The following is a 17,114-nucleotide window of genomic DNA, read 5'->3' on the forward strand; positions in this document are numbered from 1 at the left end:
TTAAAGAATATACAGTCTCTTTAATTATACTTAATCATAACACGGTTACTCTATATTTCTTTCTTTTTCTCTTCATAAAAAAAGAAACGAAGTAAAATTATTACCTCGTTTCTTAACAATCATTATTACACTTTAAACTTACCAATCATCTCTTGTAATTCCTCTGCCATTTGTGATAAATGAACTGCTGCTGCATTGATTTCATCTACTGAAGCTAATTGTTCTTCAGAGGAACCAGCAATATTTTGAACGCTTGCTGCATTTTCTTCAATCGTAGCTGCAATTTCATTAATTGATGCACTAACTTGTTTTGCATCTACTGTCATTTGCTTCGCTACTTCTACCATGTTATCAATTTGTACAACTGTATCATCCGTAGATTTCAGTATTTCAGCAAAGCTTTGCTTCGTTTCATTTGCAACTACAAGCCCTGATTGTACTTCTGTCCCAACTTGCTTCATAGAACTTACCGTTTCCTTTATATCAAATTGGATCTCTTTCACTAGTTTTCCAATTTCCGTAGAAGACTGTCCTGATTGCTCAGCTAATTTTCGTACTTCATCTGCTACAATTGCAAATCCTCTTCCTTGCTCTCCAGCTCTTGCAGCCTCAATTGCCGCATTTAACGCTAATAAATTGGTCTGCTCTGCAATGTGTTGAATCACCTCAAGAATTGCTCCAATTTGTTTTGATTTATCATCTAACAAAACAATAACTTTATCTGATTGTGAAACAGACTCATGGATTAATTGCATTTGATTCACAGTTTGTTCAACTAACTTCCCACCATCTTCAGCCTTTTTCTTCGTATACATAGATGCTGTGGATACTAATGAAGAACTATCTGCAACACGCTGAATTCCTTCTGTAACTTCTTCTAATAATGTTGCGCCTTCTTCAACTTCTTTCGTTTGTATTTCAGCCCCACTCGACACTTGCTCTATTGCTTGTGTAATTTGTTCCGTCGCTTCACTTGTCTGCTTCATACTAGCTGTTAATTCTTCTGAAGATGCCGCCACGTGACTTGCTGAAGTATTTATATTGGAAATGACCTGATGTAATGATGCCGCCATCTCATTAAAACTTTCTCCTAGCTGTCCAATTTCATCTTTAGAATGAACTGTAATTGTTTCTGTTAAATCGCCTTCACTAATCTTTTTCGATGATATAACAAGTTGTTTTAACGGACTAATGATAGAAGCAATTATGAAGTAAATTAAAATCCCACCAATTATTAATGAAATACCAATAACAGTTAGCGTTTTATAGAAAATAGGATTAGCTGCTTCAATAATTTCTTTTGAAGGCATAATTCCTGCTATTTTCCATCCAGTCTGCTTATTTGTTATAAAGGTAATATTGCGATCATCACCATCGAGTTTGAATTTAAAATCACCTGTTTCCTGTTTGTACAATTCCTTCTCAAGTTTTTCTTCTATTTTGTCACCCGGTTTCATCGTCGGATGTGCTATTACATGTTTAGATTGGTCGAAGATTGCTACATATCCTTTTTTGCCGATATTGACCATTTTTGAAGTATTTACAATGCCATTAATAATTAAATCAATACCGAGAACACCGCTCTTATCCTCATTTTGTTTTGCTATTGTAATAACAATATTCCCTGTTGTACTTGACTTATATGGGGCTGTGATAACCACTTCTCCGCTTTTTTTCGCTGCTTCTTTATACCAATCTCTTTCGGTAGGATTGTATCCATCTGGCATTTGAATAGACGGTGATTGAATAAATTGTCCCGTACTAGATCCCGTATAAATTGCTTCTATTTCTGGATGTAATTTATTATATTCTTCTAATTTATTTTGCACATTTTGGAGCTGATCAGTTCCGTAACTTACTCCGTTAAATAACTTTGTAAAATATACTGCGTCTACCTTTTTACTGTCTATCTCTTTATTAATAACATTATTTAAAATCTTTACGTTATCTTCCGCTGATTGTAAAATTGTTTCATTAAAATTTGTCTTCGCTTGTTGATAAGACGTCCAACCAATTACAATACTTGGAAGAACTAAAATGATAACAAATGACACAAGTAACTTTGCTTTTAAACTACTTCTCCTTAATTTCCCTTGAAGCATATTTCTACCCCTCCATACCGTTTTAAATGTAATTACCTTACATTTAATTTCTTTATATAAATTATACGATTAAAATGTATCAACTCTTTATCTCTTTTTCTATTAAAGAATTAATACATACCTTTTTCATTCTATATAAATTAAATAATTAAAACAATATATTAAAATGTAAATTATTCGAACAATTCACAGAAGAACCTCTAGTATCTCACTTACTAGAGGTTCCACCCACTATACTATTCTTTATCTTTTTCTTTTTCTTTTTCTTTTTCTTTTTCTTTTTCTTTTTCTTTTTCTTTTTTCTCATCTTCTACTACAGATACAATAGGTTTATCGTTTGATAATTGTTGAACAGCTCCTTTTCCAGCAAATCCTTCTAATAACTCTTTTAAATCAATGCCAGAAGAAGCTTTTAATGTTTCTTGCATCGTTGCCATTAAATCAGTCGCATAACCTGCAACTTTTCCGGCGCCGCTATTTTTACCACCGCCGCCTGTATCAACAACTGTAATTTTATCAATGTTACTAAGTGGGCTTGCAACTTCCTTCGCATAACTTGGAAGCATTTTAAGTACCATATCCATAATTGCCGCTTGGCCATATAACTCAAATGCCTCTGCAATTTTTTGTTTCGCTTCTGCTTCTGCTAAACCTTTTAACCTAATAACATCTGCTTCCGCCGTACCTTGTGCTTTTTGTACTTCCGCTTTAGCTTGACCTTGCGCTTTTTCAATTTCTGCCTTCGCTAAACCTTCCACACGTACTTCTTCCGCACGTGCTCTCGCTTCAGCTTCAATCTTATATTGATCCGCATCTGCCTTTTTAATTTGTTTTACTTTTTCTGCTTCCGCTGATTGCTCAACAGCATAGCGATCTGCATCTGCTTTTTTCTTTACTTCTGCATCATATTGCTTTTCACGACGCGCAATCTCTTTTTCTTCTAATTCAATTTGTTTCTCACGCTCAATGATTTTAACGCGCATTTGCTCTTCTGTAACACCTTGTTGCGCTTTCGCTTGTTGTAATTCGTAAGAAAGATCCGCATCTGCACGAGCTTGTTCTTGCTCTCTCTTATAAGATTGTACTTTTAATTCTTTATGTTTTTCAGCTTCAGCGATTTGGGCATCACGTTGGTATTCAGCTTCTTTCGCTTCTTTCTCAGCACGAGCTTTTTCAATACGTGCTTCTTTTTCACGCTCTGCATTTGCAATTGTTGCATCACGCTTAACCGTCGCAATTTGCGGCTGACCAAGTGCATCTAAGTAACCGTTCTTATCCATAATTTCTTTAATTGTAAAGGAAACGATACGAAGACCCATTTTCTTTAAATCTGTAGAAGCTACTTCATGCACCTTTTGAGCAAATTGCTCTCTATTACTATACGCATCTTCTACTGTCATAGAAGATAAAATCGCACGTAAATGACCTTCTAAAACTTCTTTCGCTTCTACTTTTAACTCTTCTGTTTCTTTTCCTAAATATTGCTCAGCTGCTGTCGATACTTCTTCAATTGTAGAACCTACTTTAATAATAGAAACACCATTTACTGTAACTGGAACACCTTGCTTCGTATACGTATCGCGTGTGCCCACTTCTAACTTGTAATTTAGTAAGCTTAAAGGTTCTGCTCTTTGCATGATTGGCACTACGAATGTACCGCCACCGCGAATAATCTTAATCTTCTTTCCATCATCAGTGGTAACTACATTTTTCCCACCACCAAGCCAGTTCCCTGTAACAATTAACGCTTCATCTGGTCCAACTGTTCGATACTTCGTAATGAATACTAAAATGAGTAGAATTAAAATTGCGAGTAAAACTCCACCAATAATTAATGGAATCGTCATGTGAATTCCCCCTTATAATTTTGGTTTTTTTAAAGAATAAGCGATGTTTTGTACAAGCAAAACACCATCTTGGACTCCCTCAATAATAACTTCAGTTCCTTGTGAAATATCTTTTTTCCCAATTGTTTTAGCTGGAATTGCATTACTTCCAAATTGGGAGGATATTAATACTTCACCAAATCCTTCTGTAGGAATTGTCGTAATGACTTCTCCCTTGCAACCAATGAATTCATCCATACGTTGCACAGTATTTTGTTCTGCTTCTGCAATCGGCTTTAAAATTAATATTTTCATTATGAATACACCCATAAAGGATATAGCAAATGCAGCCACGAAAATAAGAATACTATTAAAGGAAAATAAATATTCTCCTATATAACTAAGTCCACATAGCATGGCGAAAAAACTAAGTAATAAAGTAACAATGGATACAGATCCGCCTCCAAAACTAAATATAGATTCAAATATATCCCCAAAAAAGATATAAATCACAGTGAGTATAGTAGCAATAATAAATCCGTATAAATAAATTGTCTCAAGTGGATAACCAAACAAAACCATTTCTTATCCCCCTCTCTTAAACAATCCCTTTTTTTGTTATGTGTATGCCCCACCTCTTTCAAAGATTATTGTTCTTAATTTTCAGTTATTTACTTTTTAAAGAAAAGCCTGTAAGACAGGCCCCCTAAAAAAGAACAGGAGAAGCCTATTGTGACAGGCTCCTCCTAGTAAATAACCGATATATTATATATCTATATAATATACTATTTTCCACAAAAAGTAAAGTTAAACATACATTGGAAAAGCACTTATTTTACTGATAATTCGTATGTTCCATCGTCATTATCATATTTATATACATACAAGTAATATTTACCTGGTTTTGCATTAAAGTTTGCCTCTATATGATTTCCATTTGCTTGACCGTAAGCAGCATAATTTTGCATATCTGATTCATGGTGAAGTACCCATGTCATCCCGATTCCATACTCATTTAAAACGGAAATATCGATATCTTTCGCTGATGCTACATTAAATGTATAAACATCAGTGTGATCTCCGCGGATAAGGCTACCTTTTATAGTAGTGTTTAGTCCAATACGATTTGCTTCCTCTGGGCGATTATTTGGTTCTGATTCTGTTAAGCTTCCATCTTTAACCGTAACCGTTGTTTCGCTTTTGCTCTCTTTTCCTTTATCATCTTTTACTATTAACGCTACTTTATATGAACCTTCTCTTTCATATACATGTACTGGATTTACTTCTGCACTTGTGCTTCCGTCTCCAAAGTCCCATAAATAAGAAACGATTTTTCCATCTTCATCTTTTGAGCCGTCGCTTTTAAATTGAATACCTTCTTTTACAAGTCCATTATAAGGGCCATTTATATTAACCGTTGGAGCTTTATTTTCTCCGTCATCTTTTGCGATACCGTGGAAGACCACATCATATTCAAATTCATTTGAGCTATTTACACGGTAATTGACGAAGTATGCTGTAACAGTTTTGTAGCCACTCCAATCTTTTTGCGCCAGTTGTTCTAAAGCTTCATTTACTTTCTTACTCATTGCGTTCCAATCTTCTGACTCACTTTTTGTTACACTACCTGTATACGTACCTTCTAATGTAAATGTATTAAAGAATTGGGAGCTATGTTTTGTCATTTTTGCATCTTTCATCGGCAATGTATCACTAATTTCTTTCTCTACTGCTGTTAACGATTTTGGTGCATGTTCAGCTAAATAATCATCTGCTACTGCCGGTACATTATATTTATCTTGATTATCGATTAGCTGCTGCATATACTCTTGATACTCTTTATTTAACTTAGGATCTTTACTTAGATTTTCACGATATGCATCATAATTTTTTACGTCATTCGCACGAATCAAATCTTGAATTTTATCAAATGTTTCAAACTGATGCGTATATAAGTAAGACTGCAATGCGAACGAGTAATTATAGAAATCCCAAGAACCGTATTTAGCAAATAATGTACGCTCTGCTGTATAACGGCTTGCAGGATCAGATGATAATCCACTAATGATGCTCTTTCTCGGTACTACATTATTTGTTCGAGTAGACCCTGCGAAAAACTCTGCATTTCCTTCTTGGAACCAAGTTAACCTTTCATTTTGATACATATCTCCTCTTCCGAATAAACCTGGCACTTCATATCTCCCTTGAAGATAATGGGTAAACTCATGGCGGAATAATTCTTCTAAACTATAAATACTTTGTTCTGGCGTGCGTTCATATGTAAAGAATGTTCCTGTTTCTTCAATATAAATTCCACCGTTGTTCGTTTCATATCCATACAATTGTCTATTTAATTGGTACTCTTCTGGACTGTTATAAATTACGATCGTTAATATATCATCTGCATTGCCCGGCTCTAACGCTTTATCATTCCCAATTACACGATGATACTGCGCTTTTACTTCCTTTGCAGCCCAGTATAGTCTCTTAATTTTTTCTTCCGATACTTTATCTCCTGTTTTAAATACGATAGATCCATCATCAAATGTATACGTTTTTGGTAAGTACTGCTCTTTTCCTTCTTTACGTATTTTCTCTAAATCTACTGTATTCCCGCTATAATCTTTTCCGTTATAATTTGTTGTAATTTGTTCTACTGCGACAAAATACGGTTCACTTAAACGTGGATACATATGCATTGCCTGTGTCACAACTTCTAATCCTTTATTTGGATTGCTATGAAACTTCCCTAAACGACTAGCAAAGTAAATTCCATTATTAACGAGCCACTTATTTTCTGGTGTTACTTCATTTAGAAGAGCAATACGATTTATTTCATTAATAAACCCATCTACTTTTCCATACCACATCGTTTCATTCGCTTCTTTACGAGCCTCAATTAAGTAAGACTGTATATCATAGTCAATCCCTTGCATAATATCGTATATTGCTTGTCCCTTCATTCGATCATTTACATACGTAGTAAAATTATCATTGTATTGCTTTAAAATATTTGATGCGTATTGAACTGTTTCAACATCGCTTGACGCATTACTAATTAATTTACCATATGCAGATACGACTGTATCTTGTTCAGCTGTACCAAGCTTAAAGTTTGGATTTTTTGCGATTGCTTTTAAAGCAGGTAAACATTTGTCCTGGAAGCTTCTTTCATTTAATTCACTTAATTCGTTATTATAAAATGCCAAATAAAAAGCTGAACGTAACACTTCCGTAAATGTTTGAATTCCTTTTGAATCATCTTTCGTAAATGTACTACCTCGATGAGCTAATTCATCTATAACGACTTGCATTTTCCCTTTATCTTTATAAAAGGACTTTGCATCTTCATTAAACTGGAATAAGTCTGTAATTTGATGCCACTTAATACTGCCTAACGTTTCAACTAATTCTTGATTATTCATTTTGTTTAAATCAGCCATTGAATAGCTTTCTTTAACTTGCTTTACTGTCGCTTTGTTCGTAATAGATGCTGGTCGTTGTGAAAAGTCTCCTACTTTTAACCGTTCTTGAAACGATAATGTTTCCTCCGCTTTAGAAACGTGTCCAATCTCATCTACCGGCTTTTCAATTCCTACTGGTTTCGAATGCAATACATTATATGGCACCTTTTCTTCTGCTGATGCATGAGTTTGAATTGCCCCCAGCGATAGAGCCATTGTACTAATGCTAAGCATTACTTTATTAATTTTTGATTTCTTGTTCATATCCTTGCCCCCTATTTTAATATTCCATCCAAGAATTTAACATAAAATCTAGATACAACAATGTAAAATGCAATATTTCATATTATTTCTTCTTACATTTTGTACATATCGTGAACAATCTCCCCACTATCTAGCCGCCAATAGTTATGAATCTTTAGCGATTAAACAGTCCTTTTACACACGTTAAAAATCGAATTTTTTGACAATTAACCCTTTAATTGTTATGATTAATATAATTGTTAACTTCATTAAACAAGGGTGGGATTCTATGATAAAAAAAGAGAACAGTGTATTTTATATCTCCATCTTGCTAACAACATTATTCATCATATGGGGAATTACCCCGGCAAGTTGGATACAAGGCTATGATTTACAAAGTGTTACATCTTCCTTAAATTCATTTATCCTCAATAAATTTGGATGGTTTTACTCTCTACTTATGACCGCAATGATTATTTTAGCCGCTTATTTAGCATTTTCTAAGTACGGTTCTATTCGTCTTGGTAAAGATGGAGAAAAACCAAAGTATAGTTATCCATCTTGGCTATCCATGTTATTTGGGGCAGGAATGGGAATTGGACTCCTCTTTTATGGAATCGCTGAACCGATTTCACATTTTACAGATCCACTAACAGGAAAAGCAGGTACAGAGGAAAGCGCCAAGCTCGCTATGCAATATTCATTTTTCCACTGGGGTCTCTTTCCATGGTCACTATACGCAATGGTTGCTTTAACAATTGCATATTTCACATTCCGCAAACAAAAAGGTAGCACAATTGGGGCTACAGTTACTCCATTATTTAATCGATCGAAAAATTCTCCTATCGGAAAAACAGTCGATATTTTAGCTGTGTTAGCCACTGTATTCGGTATTGTGCCATCTGTTGGGATTGGTGCTCAACAAATCGCCGGAGGATTAAGCTATTTATTCCCTTCTATTCATAACACTTTACTTACACAGCTCATACTTATCGCCATCTTCGCTGTTTTATATTTAACAAGTGCACAAACAGGCTTAGATCGTGGGATTAAATATTTGAGTAACTTAAATTTCTCTCTTGCAGGTATATTACTCGTCTCCTTTTTACTTTTAGGACCAACTGTATTTATTATGAAATATTTCACATCTACACTCGGTTCTTATATTGGAGCTTTACCTAGTATGGGATTAAATTTAGGAGCATTTAATGAAAAATCTTCTTCTTGGATAGAAAACTGGACTATTTTCTATTGGGGATGGTGGATCTCTTGGTCTCCATTCGTCGGTACATTCATCGCCCGTATTTCTAAAGGACGCACAATAAAAGAATTTATTTTTGGAGTTGTATTAGTCCCAACTCTCATCTGCACATTTTGGTTTGCAGTATTTGGCGGTACCGCTATCCATATGGAAATGTTCCAATCGCTTGGTATAGCTGATGAAATCGCAAAAAATGGTACAGAGATTGGATTATTTGCTGTTATTTCACATCTACCGTTCTCTACATTTTTAACAATTATCGGGTTAATTTTAGTAGCCACATTTTTCGTTACTTCTGCTGACTCGGCAACATTTGTCGTTTCTATGCAAACGAGTAACGGAAGCTTATCACCAAAAAATAGTTTAAAACTTATATGGGGATTAACAATCGCGATCATCGCAGCTATTTTATTACAAGCTGGAGGATTAAATGCACTGCAAATTGCAGCGATCATCGCAGCACTACCATTTTCTATCGTAGTCGTCCTTATGGTTACTTCACTCTTTAAAGAGCTACGAAAAGAAGATGTTAATTTGCAAACGAAAGAAGTCCCGCAAAAAATTAAAAAGGTTATGTAACGATTGGCACCTCTTCTTTTAGAAGAGGTGTTTTCTACATTCATTTCATTTATTTTCCCAAAACAAATAAAACCTACTTGTTTTATAGGAATTATATGTTATTATAAAGGAAATAAATTGAATCTTTTTACATTTATTTACTAACTATTAATCTTTTTTTCTTGATATCTAAATGAAGGGAGGTTGTCCATGTGGAGATAGACATTGATTTTATGAAGGAGCAAATTCCACTATTTGTAGATAGTGCACTATTAACTTTAAAAATCGCATGCTTCGCCATTATCATTTCATTATTTATTGCGAGTATAAATGGTTTAATTCTGTTCTTTCGAATTCGTATTATACATAAAGTTGTTCGCGCTTATGTGGAAGTAGCCCGAAATACACCTTTACTCATTCAATTATTTTTCTTATATTTCGGTTTACCATCATTAGGTATTAAATTATCTAATTTTTCAATCGCATTACTTGCAATGTGTTTTTTAGGTGGTGGATATATGACAGAGGTCATTCGATCTGGTCTTGATTCAATATCCAAAAGCCAAGTGGAATCAGGATATGCCATTGGATTAAATAAATGGCAACTATTTAGATTTGTAGTTTTACCACAAGCTGCAACTATTTCTGCACCAGCCCTATTTGCAAATTTTATCTTTCTATTAAAAGAAACATCTATCGTTTCTGCGATCGCTGTTCCTGAATTGTTGTATACAACAACGAATTTGATTTCAATTTATTACAAAACATCTGAGATGCTCATTATGTTAACAGCTTCCTATATCTTTCTTTTTGTACCACTATCATTTCTACTATCTTGGTTAGAAAGGAGAAATCGTTATGGGCAATTCGGGCATTAATCTACTAATAGAATCGCTTCCGCAATTGCTAAAGGGACTAGAACAAACATTATTAATTGCATGTTTTACAATCATCATTAGTACAATTGGCGGCATTCTATTTGGAATTATTCGTACATCAAAGATTACTATTTTGAGGTTCATTTCAAGAACTTATATTGAATTATTTCGTTCTATTCCAATCCTTGTTTGGTTATTTCTTTTCTTTTTCGGTCTTCCAATCGCTCTAGGGATAGATGTTTCTAGTACAGTAGCTGCTATTACAGCTCTATCATTATGGGGAATTACAGAAATAGGCGAAATTGTAAGAGGTGCACTTCAGTCCTTACCAAAGGGACAAGTAGAAGCTGGCAAATCTATCGGAATGAATAAGAAACAATTATATCAATATGTACTCATTCCTCAAGCAATACGGCGAATGATTCCCGCTACAATAAACATCTTCATTCGTATTATTCAAACGACATCTTTAACTGTTTTAATTGGTGTAACTGAAGTTATAAAGGCTGGACAACAAATTGTAGAACGAACAGGGGAAGCATTTCTCATATACGGTTGCTTATTTATTTTTTATTTCTTACTTTGCTATCCATTATCTATTTGGTCAAGAAAACTAGAAACAAGATGGATATAGACAATTCAATCATTTGAGAGGAGAAGAAATATGACTGCACCATTGTTGCAATTACAAAACATCTATAAGTCATACGGTGATAACCCTGTTTTAAGAGACGTAAGCTTACAAGTATCTTCCGGAGAAGTCATTGTTATTTTAGGACCAAGTGGCTGCGGAAAAAGTACATTATTGAGATGCTTAAATGGTCTTGAGGATATCCAAAGTGGGAAAATGCTTTTTCATAACGCCCCCCTTCCGAAAAACGATGGGAACTGGCAAAAGCTTCGTCAAAAAATCGGAATGGTCTTTCAAAGTTATCATTTATTTCCTCACATGACTGTTCTAGAAAATATTTTACTCGGTCCTCTAAAAGTACAAAAACGAAATAAAAATGAAGCATTGAAGCAAGCAGAACAATTATTACGAAAAGTAGGTTTACTAGAGAAAAAAGATGCCTATCCAAGAGAATTATCTGGCGGGCAACAACAGCGTATTGCAATTGTTCGCACTCTCTGTATGAATCCTGAAGTTATTTTATTTGATGAAGTAACAGCTGCATTAGATCCTGAAATGGTCAAAGAAGTATTAGAAGTCATTATAAGCTTAGCTAAACAAGGTATGACAATGTTAATTGTCACTCATGAAATGGGATTTGCAAAAGCTGTTGCTGATCGAATTATTTTCATGGATGAAGGAGAAATTTGTGAAACAGGAGATCCAACTACTTTTTTCACATCTCCACAAACAGAACGTGCACAACATTTTTTAAATCAATTTTTCTATATTGAAACGGTGAAAGGGAGAGATATTATATGAAAAAGTTTTTAACATTTATTATTATCGGACTGCTTTCTATTTTAGTCGTTGCATGTAGTTCAAATGAAAAGAAAACAGAAAAGACCTCGGCAAAACCAAGTGGAAAAATTGAAGAAATAAAAGAGCGCGGTGAACTAGTAGTTGCTGTTTTTACAGATAAACCACCGTTCGGTTACGTTGACAAAGATGGGAAAAATGTTGGATTTGAAATTGATATGGCAAAACGGTTTGCGAAAGACTTATTAGGTGATGAATCAAAAGTAAAATTTGTTCCCGTTGAAGCAGCAAGCCGCATTCCATATTTACAATCTGATAAAGTAGATTTTGTGTTAGCAAATATGACCGCAACAGATGAGCGAAAAAAGGTAGTTGATTTTACAAACCCACATTTAAAAGTTGCTGTACAAGTTCTTGTTAAAGATGGTAGCCCTATTCAATCAGTAAAAGATTTAGAAGGGAAAAAAGTAATTGTAACAAAGGGTACAACTGCAGATATTTATTTAACAAAGAATATGAAAAACGTAGAGTTAATTAAATTTGATAAAAATACAGAAGCTTTACAAGCACTAAAAGATGGCCGTGCTGATGCATATGCTCAAGATAATCTCGTCCTTCTATCTTGGGCAAATAAAAATCCTGGATTCCACTTATTAAAAGACAAATTAGGTGGAGATGACTTAATTGCTATAGCAGTGAAGAAGGGTAACAAAGAAGTACATGATTGGGTAAATAAAGAACTAAAAAAACTAGGAAAAGAAAACTTCCTACATACATTATATGACAAACATCTAAAAGAAGAATTCGGTCCTCAAATTAGTCCTGAATCTGTTATTACTGAAGGTGGTAAGGCTAATTAATAAAACCGATTCGTATGAAAATTATATTTCATACGAATCGGTTTTTTACTCTATTATATAGTGTTGTAAACATGCCTTCTCTTCAAAACCTACTTTCTTGTACAACTTCATCGCACGATCATTATTCGTATTCAAACATATTTCTATCCCTCTCATCCCTTGGAACGAGAAAATATACTGAATTGCAGCTTGTAATAAACGCTCTCCAACACCTTTTCTTCTACTATTTTCAGCAGTTGCAATAAATTCGATATTCGCTTCTTGAAACTCCGGGTTTATTTCTACATATACGTAACCTTCTAACTTCTCATTCTTCATACTTACAAATAATTTATTCGTATCACTTAAACGTTCAATAATTTCATTTCCTTCATAATATGTATTAGGAAAAACATGATTGTGTAAAGCGATAAACTGCTCAAACACTTGTGGTAAGGCCTCTCCTACATTACATATAATACGTTGCTCCATAATATTATTTAAAATGAGAATACTATGTCGACCTTGTTCTTTTGCATGTAAATTCTTCATTAAACGGGCACAATTATTATTTTCCACATGATAAAAACCATAAAATTTTTCAATATGAAAAGGCACCTTTTCTATAAGTTCCTTCCACATATGTAAAGCAACTTCTTCCCAATTCTCTGCTTTAATAAACGGTCCCCATATCTCTACACATTTCTTTACTTCATCTACATCAAACCCTAATACACCAATTATTTTATTATTTTCATAAGTAACAACAAAAGATTTTTCCCAACCTATATGAGAAAAATCATGAAGAATTGTATGTAACAACTCCTCTTTCTGATCTCCACAATAGCCAACATGATGAGTAGCATCCTTGTTCATATTTGCAATAAATGATGCTATCTCTTCAATCTTTAAAATAGAACTAACATACATAACCATCCCTCCCCCCCCCATACATTCTTTATTTCCTACTAATTTCCTCCTTTATAAAAAAAGACACTATCATAAGCAAGTTTCAAATCAAAATCGCCATGATAATGTCTTCTTAAAAATTCATAAAATCTTATTGTTTAATACACAATACAATATATTATTTACTTCTTAAATAATTTTTTTCTAAATACAAACATACTAAGTGCAGATAAAACGAATGCTAGTCCAGAAAGTAAAGATACATTGCTCTCTTGCCCACCTGTTGCAGCTAAAGTGTTTTTACTCTCTTCTTTTTTATTATTCATTTGTTTATTGGATTCATTTTCTTTCGCTGGCTTGTTGCTTTCTTTTTGTTGTTCTTTTGCTACTGGTTTAGCTGGTTCTTCTTTTGGTTTTTCTTCTACTGCTGGCTTAGTCGGTTCTTCTTTTGGTTTTTCTTCTACTGCTGGCTTAGTCGGTTCTTCTTTTGGTTTTTCTTCTACTACTGGTTTAGCTGGTTCTTCTTTTGGTTTTTCTTCTACTACTGGTTTAGCTGGTTCTTCTTTTGGTTTTTCTTCTACCACTGGTTTAGTTGGTTCTTCTTTTGGTTTTTCTTCTACTACTGGTTTAGCCGGTTCTTCTTTTGGTTTTTCTTCTACTACTGGCTTAGTTGTTTCTTCTTTTGGTTTTTCTTCTACCACTGGTTTAGCTGGTTCTTCTTTTGGTTTTTCTTCTACCACTGGTTTAGCTGGTTCTTCTTTTGGTTTTTCTTCTACCACTGGTTTAGCTGGTTCTTCTTTTGGTTTTTCTTCTACTACTGGCTTAGTTGTTTCTTCATCTACTTTTGACTCAAGTTTCTCCACGACGTTTTGTCTTACTTCTCCACTAAACCAAATACCTAATTCAAAATAATCATGTCCATCAAACGTAAACTCATATTTTTTCTCTCCTGGTGTACTCCAAGTGATCGTACCTTCCTCTTCATTAATAGTTCCACCTTCACTTTTCAGTGTAATATCTTCAAGCGGTACTCCTTCTACATCATGAACTGGGATCTTCACAGCTTCGTTCACTTGCACATCCTCTAAAGTAATTTTCTGTCTTCTAATATCCATTGTACTCCACTGAGATAATTGTATAATCGGCCTAATATCACGAATTTCATTACCAGGTAACTTTAAGCTAAGTAAATCTAGCATAGAAGCAAAAATAGAAATATCTTGAATTTTATTATCGGATAAATCTAACCACTGTAAATTTTTCAATTTACTTAATGGAGTTATATCCACTACTTTATTCCCTACCAATTCAATTTCGTTCAACATACTTATTTCACTGATCGCTTCTACATTGCTAATCTCATTATGATTTAATTTTAATACATCTAATTTCTTCAACTGATGTATTTCTTGTAGTGACGTATCAGTAAGTTTATTATTAGATACATTTAAATTTTTCAACGCACTTAATGCAAACAACGGTTTAATATCCGTCACATCATTTCCACTTATATCTATTTTTTCAAGCTTATCTAATTTTGAAAGTGGTTCAATATTTTCAATTTGATTTGAAGTTAATTTCACAGCCTTCAAGTTTCTCAAATTCGAGATAAAGTCTACATTTTTCAGCTCAACATTATCTAAAACCAACTCTTCTATGTTCGTCATATATTCTAGACCAGAAATATCGGTAATGCCTTGATTTTTCCCATCAACTATTTTTAACGATTTAATTTGTTCTAGATCTTTTTTCGTTATAGATGATTCTAAGTTTGTTCTTCCTAAACCATTTTTATTAATAAATTTTTGTAAATTTTTATCTTGAATAATATTTATATCTTCATGTTTTTCAACAATGTTTTGGTATACTGTTCCATTAAATCGTATTTGGCTTTCAGCAGAATCTGTTTCTAAATTAAATTCATATGCTTTTTCTCCTGTACTATTCCATTTAACAGATCCGTTATTAAGCGTTCCTTCCTCGCCCTGCCATCTAATATTTTGAAGTGTTTCACCATTTAAATCGTATATAGGAATTTTTATATCTTCATTGACTACTCCATCACTTAAAAAGATTTTTTGTCGCTGAAGTTTAATAGGAATCCTTTTCTCTAATTCTTTCACTGGTCTAATGTCACGAATTTCATTTGCTATTAAATTCAAAGCATATAAATTATTTAATTTACTAATTGGTGAAATATCAGAAATATAATTTTGCTCTAAATCAAGTGATTGTAACTGTTGCATTTTTGCTAATGGTGTTAAATCTCTGATTTCAGCATTTGCAACTTCTAGTTCAACAAGATTCTTCAATTTACTAATTTCTGTCAAATTATCAATATAATTATTTCCTATCCATAACAAGCGTAAATCATCTAATTTCTCAATATCTGTCAGATCACTAATTTTATTATTACTTAAATATAATTTAGTTACAGAATTCATTGAAAATAATGGCTTAATATCCTTAATTTCATTTCCAATCAAATCCAGTACTTTTACTTTTTTCAACTTGCTTAATGGTGTTAAATCACTGATTTTGTTATCTCGTAAATATAAGAATTGCAGTTTCTCTAGTTGAGAAATAGGTTCAATATTTTCGATTGGATTTATATATAAACCTAATGTTTTTAATTTTTTTAAACTCGATAGTGGTGATATATCTTTTACATTAGACTCGTGTAGTCCAAACGTTTCGAGGTTTACCATATGCTGTAAACCTTCTAAACTTTCAATCCCCATTTCTAAGTACACCTTTAACTCTTTAATTTGTGCGGCGTCTTCCTCAGTAATAGGCGCATTTATATCTGTTCGTTGTAAAACATTTTTATTAATATATTGTTGTAATTTATTATCAGATATTATATTTTTTACTTGTTGTTGCTCTTCTTTTTTCTCTTTCGATTCTTCTATATTGTTATTTTCTGAGTGAACTGTATTTACTTCAAACTGCACTTGATATTTTTCATCATATCCCATAGATGGAATAAAAATATGCATTTGCATTTTATATCTTTTTCCTAGTTCTCCAATTTCGAACTGAATCACTTTTGTTCCATTTTTCCTCTTATCTTCTGAAAGTACTTTCACATCATGTACAGTACCAGGATTTCGACTATTTTCTACCTTAAGATATTGGAAGAAGTCACTATCATTTAGCGTAGCTGTTACAATTTTTTTACCGTTCTCAATTGTTACTTTCGGTTCTTTTATATACGTTGTAGCTCGCGATTCTTCATTTGTTTTTTCATTATATGCCTTTAAAACAACATCATACGTTCCATCCTTTAAAGTATGTCCTGCTTTATTTGCTTCACTTACTACAGCTGCCAATGCCGGCGTAGAATAGGTAGCAAATGGCAACGACAAGGTCGCCGCTATTAACATTGCATTTATATATTTTCTTTTATTATTTTTCACTTTAAACTTTCCTCCAAGTTATATAAAATGTAATTTCTTAACATACAAATTTTCGGTTATTATCTCCAAAACAGATATTACTCCCATAAAGATGAACACTTATTAACGTCTAATTTATTTTCTTTTCAACTTTACATCCCCTCCAAAATATATAATTCAAAATGTAATCATTTCTCGAATAAATGA

11 protein-coding genes and 1 pseudogene are annotated in these 17,114 nt (G+C 33.3%); 5 read left to right on the top strand and 7 right to left on the bottom strand.

Translation table 11 applies throughout. The features are described from left to right. Positions 1-125: 125 nt before the first annotated feature. The 5 genes and pseudogenes from QCI73_RS30895 to colA form a co-directional block, all read right to left on the bottom strand. Entirely contained in the window at positions 126-1,073 is a 948-nt protein-coding gene (locus QCI73_RS30895; RefSeq protein WP_372465826.1) for a methyl-accepting chemotaxis protein, read from the bottom strand. Continuing rightward, a pseudogene (locus QCI73_RS30900) lies at positions 1,065-2,102 on the bottom strand (HAMP domain-containing protein); the annotation flags it as partial. The gene QCI73_RS30895 and the pseudogene QCI73_RS30900, both read right to left, overlap by 9 nt. A gap of 236 nt (positions 2,103-2,338) precedes the next feature. After that, the gene (locus QCI73_RS24720; RefSeq protein WP_353823948.1) at positions 2,339-3,949 is read right to left on the bottom strand and encodes a flotillin lipid rafts scaffold protein FloT; all 1,611 of its coding nucleotides are present in this window, start codon (positions 3,947-3,949) and stop codon (positions 2,339-2,341) included. A gap of 12 nt (positions 3,950-3,961) precedes the next feature. Further along, the gene (locus tag QCI73_RS24725; RefSeq protein WP_327923682.1) at positions 3,962-4,510 is read right to left on the bottom strand and encodes an NfeD family protein; all 549 of its coding nucleotides are present in this window, start codon (positions 4,508-4,510) and stop codon (positions 3,962-3,964) included. A 248-nt stretch (positions 4,511-4,758) separates the two neighbouring features. Then, on the bottom strand, positions 4,759-7,656 hold the full coding sequence (gene colA, locus QCI73_RS24730) for a collagenase ColA (protein ID WP_353823949.1): 2,898 nt from the start codon (positions 7,654-7,656) through the stop codon (positions 4,759-4,761). A 268-nt stretch (positions 7,657-7,924) separates the two neighbouring features. Here colA and opuD point away from each other — a divergent pair, with 268 nt between their 5' ends. The 5 genes from opuD (at position 7,925) to QCI73_RS24755 (ending at position 12,621) form a co-directional block, all read left to right on the top strand. Continuing rightward, positions 7,925-9,475, top strand: a complete 1,551-nt coding sequence (opuD, locus tag QCI73_RS24735; protein WP_000591585.1) for a glycine betaine transporter OpuD — start codon at positions 7,925-7,927, stop codon at positions 9,473-9,475. A gap of 191 nt (positions 9,476-9,666) precedes the next feature. Further along, a complete protein-coding gene (locus QCI73_RS24740; RefSeq protein WP_098924852.1) occupies positions 9,667-10,332 on the top strand; it encodes an amino acid ABC transporter permease in 666 nt (221 codons plus the stop codon). Next, the gene (locus QCI73_RS24745) at positions 10,313-10,966 is read left to right on the top strand and encodes an amino acid ABC transporter permease (protein WP_048558085.1); all 654 of its coding nucleotides are present in this window, start codon (positions 10,313-10,315) and stop codon (positions 10,964-10,966) included. Before QCI73_RS24740 ends, QCI73_RS24745 begins: the two co-directional genes overlap by 20 nt. A gap of 30 nt (positions 10,967-10,996) precedes the next feature. Continuing rightward, complete coding sequence (locus QCI73_RS24750; RefSeq protein WP_316251589.1) at positions 10,997-11,764, top strand: amino acid ABC transporter ATP-binding protein; 768 nt, start codon at positions 10,997-10,999, stop codon at positions 11,762-11,764. Further along, positions 11,761-12,621, top strand: a complete 861-nt coding sequence (locus tag QCI73_RS24755; RefSeq protein ID WP_353823950.1) for a transporter substrate-binding domain-containing protein — start codon at positions 11,761-11,763, stop codon at positions 12,619-12,621. The genes QCI73_RS24750 and QCI73_RS24755 overlap by 4 nt, the downstream gene beginning before the upstream one ends. A gap of 45 nt (positions 12,622-12,666) precedes the next feature. Here QCI73_RS24755 and QCI73_RS24760 read toward each other — a convergent pair whose 3' ends face one another. Continuing rightward, positions 12,667-13,530 (bottom strand): GNAT family N-acetyltransferase, encoded by an 864-nt coding sequence (locus QCI73_RS24760; RefSeq protein ID WP_353824132.1) that lies wholly within the window; start codon positions 13,528-13,530, stop codon positions 12,667-12,669. A gap of 161 nt (positions 13,531-13,691) precedes the next feature. Then, the gene (locus tag QCI73_RS24765) at positions 13,692-16,928 is read right to left on the bottom strand and encodes a leucine-rich repeat domain-containing protein (protein ID WP_353823951.1); all 3,237 of its coding nucleotides are present in this window, start codon (positions 16,926-16,928) and stop codon (positions 13,692-13,694) included. Between the last annotated feature and the right edge of the window lie 186 nt (positions 16,929-17,114).

It is taken from the genome of Bacillus cereus group sp. MG16 (genome assembly GCF_040459875.1).
GTDB classification, from domain to species: Bacteria; Bacillota; Bacilli; order Bacillales; family Bacillaceae_G; genus Bacillus_A; species Bacillus_A paranthracis.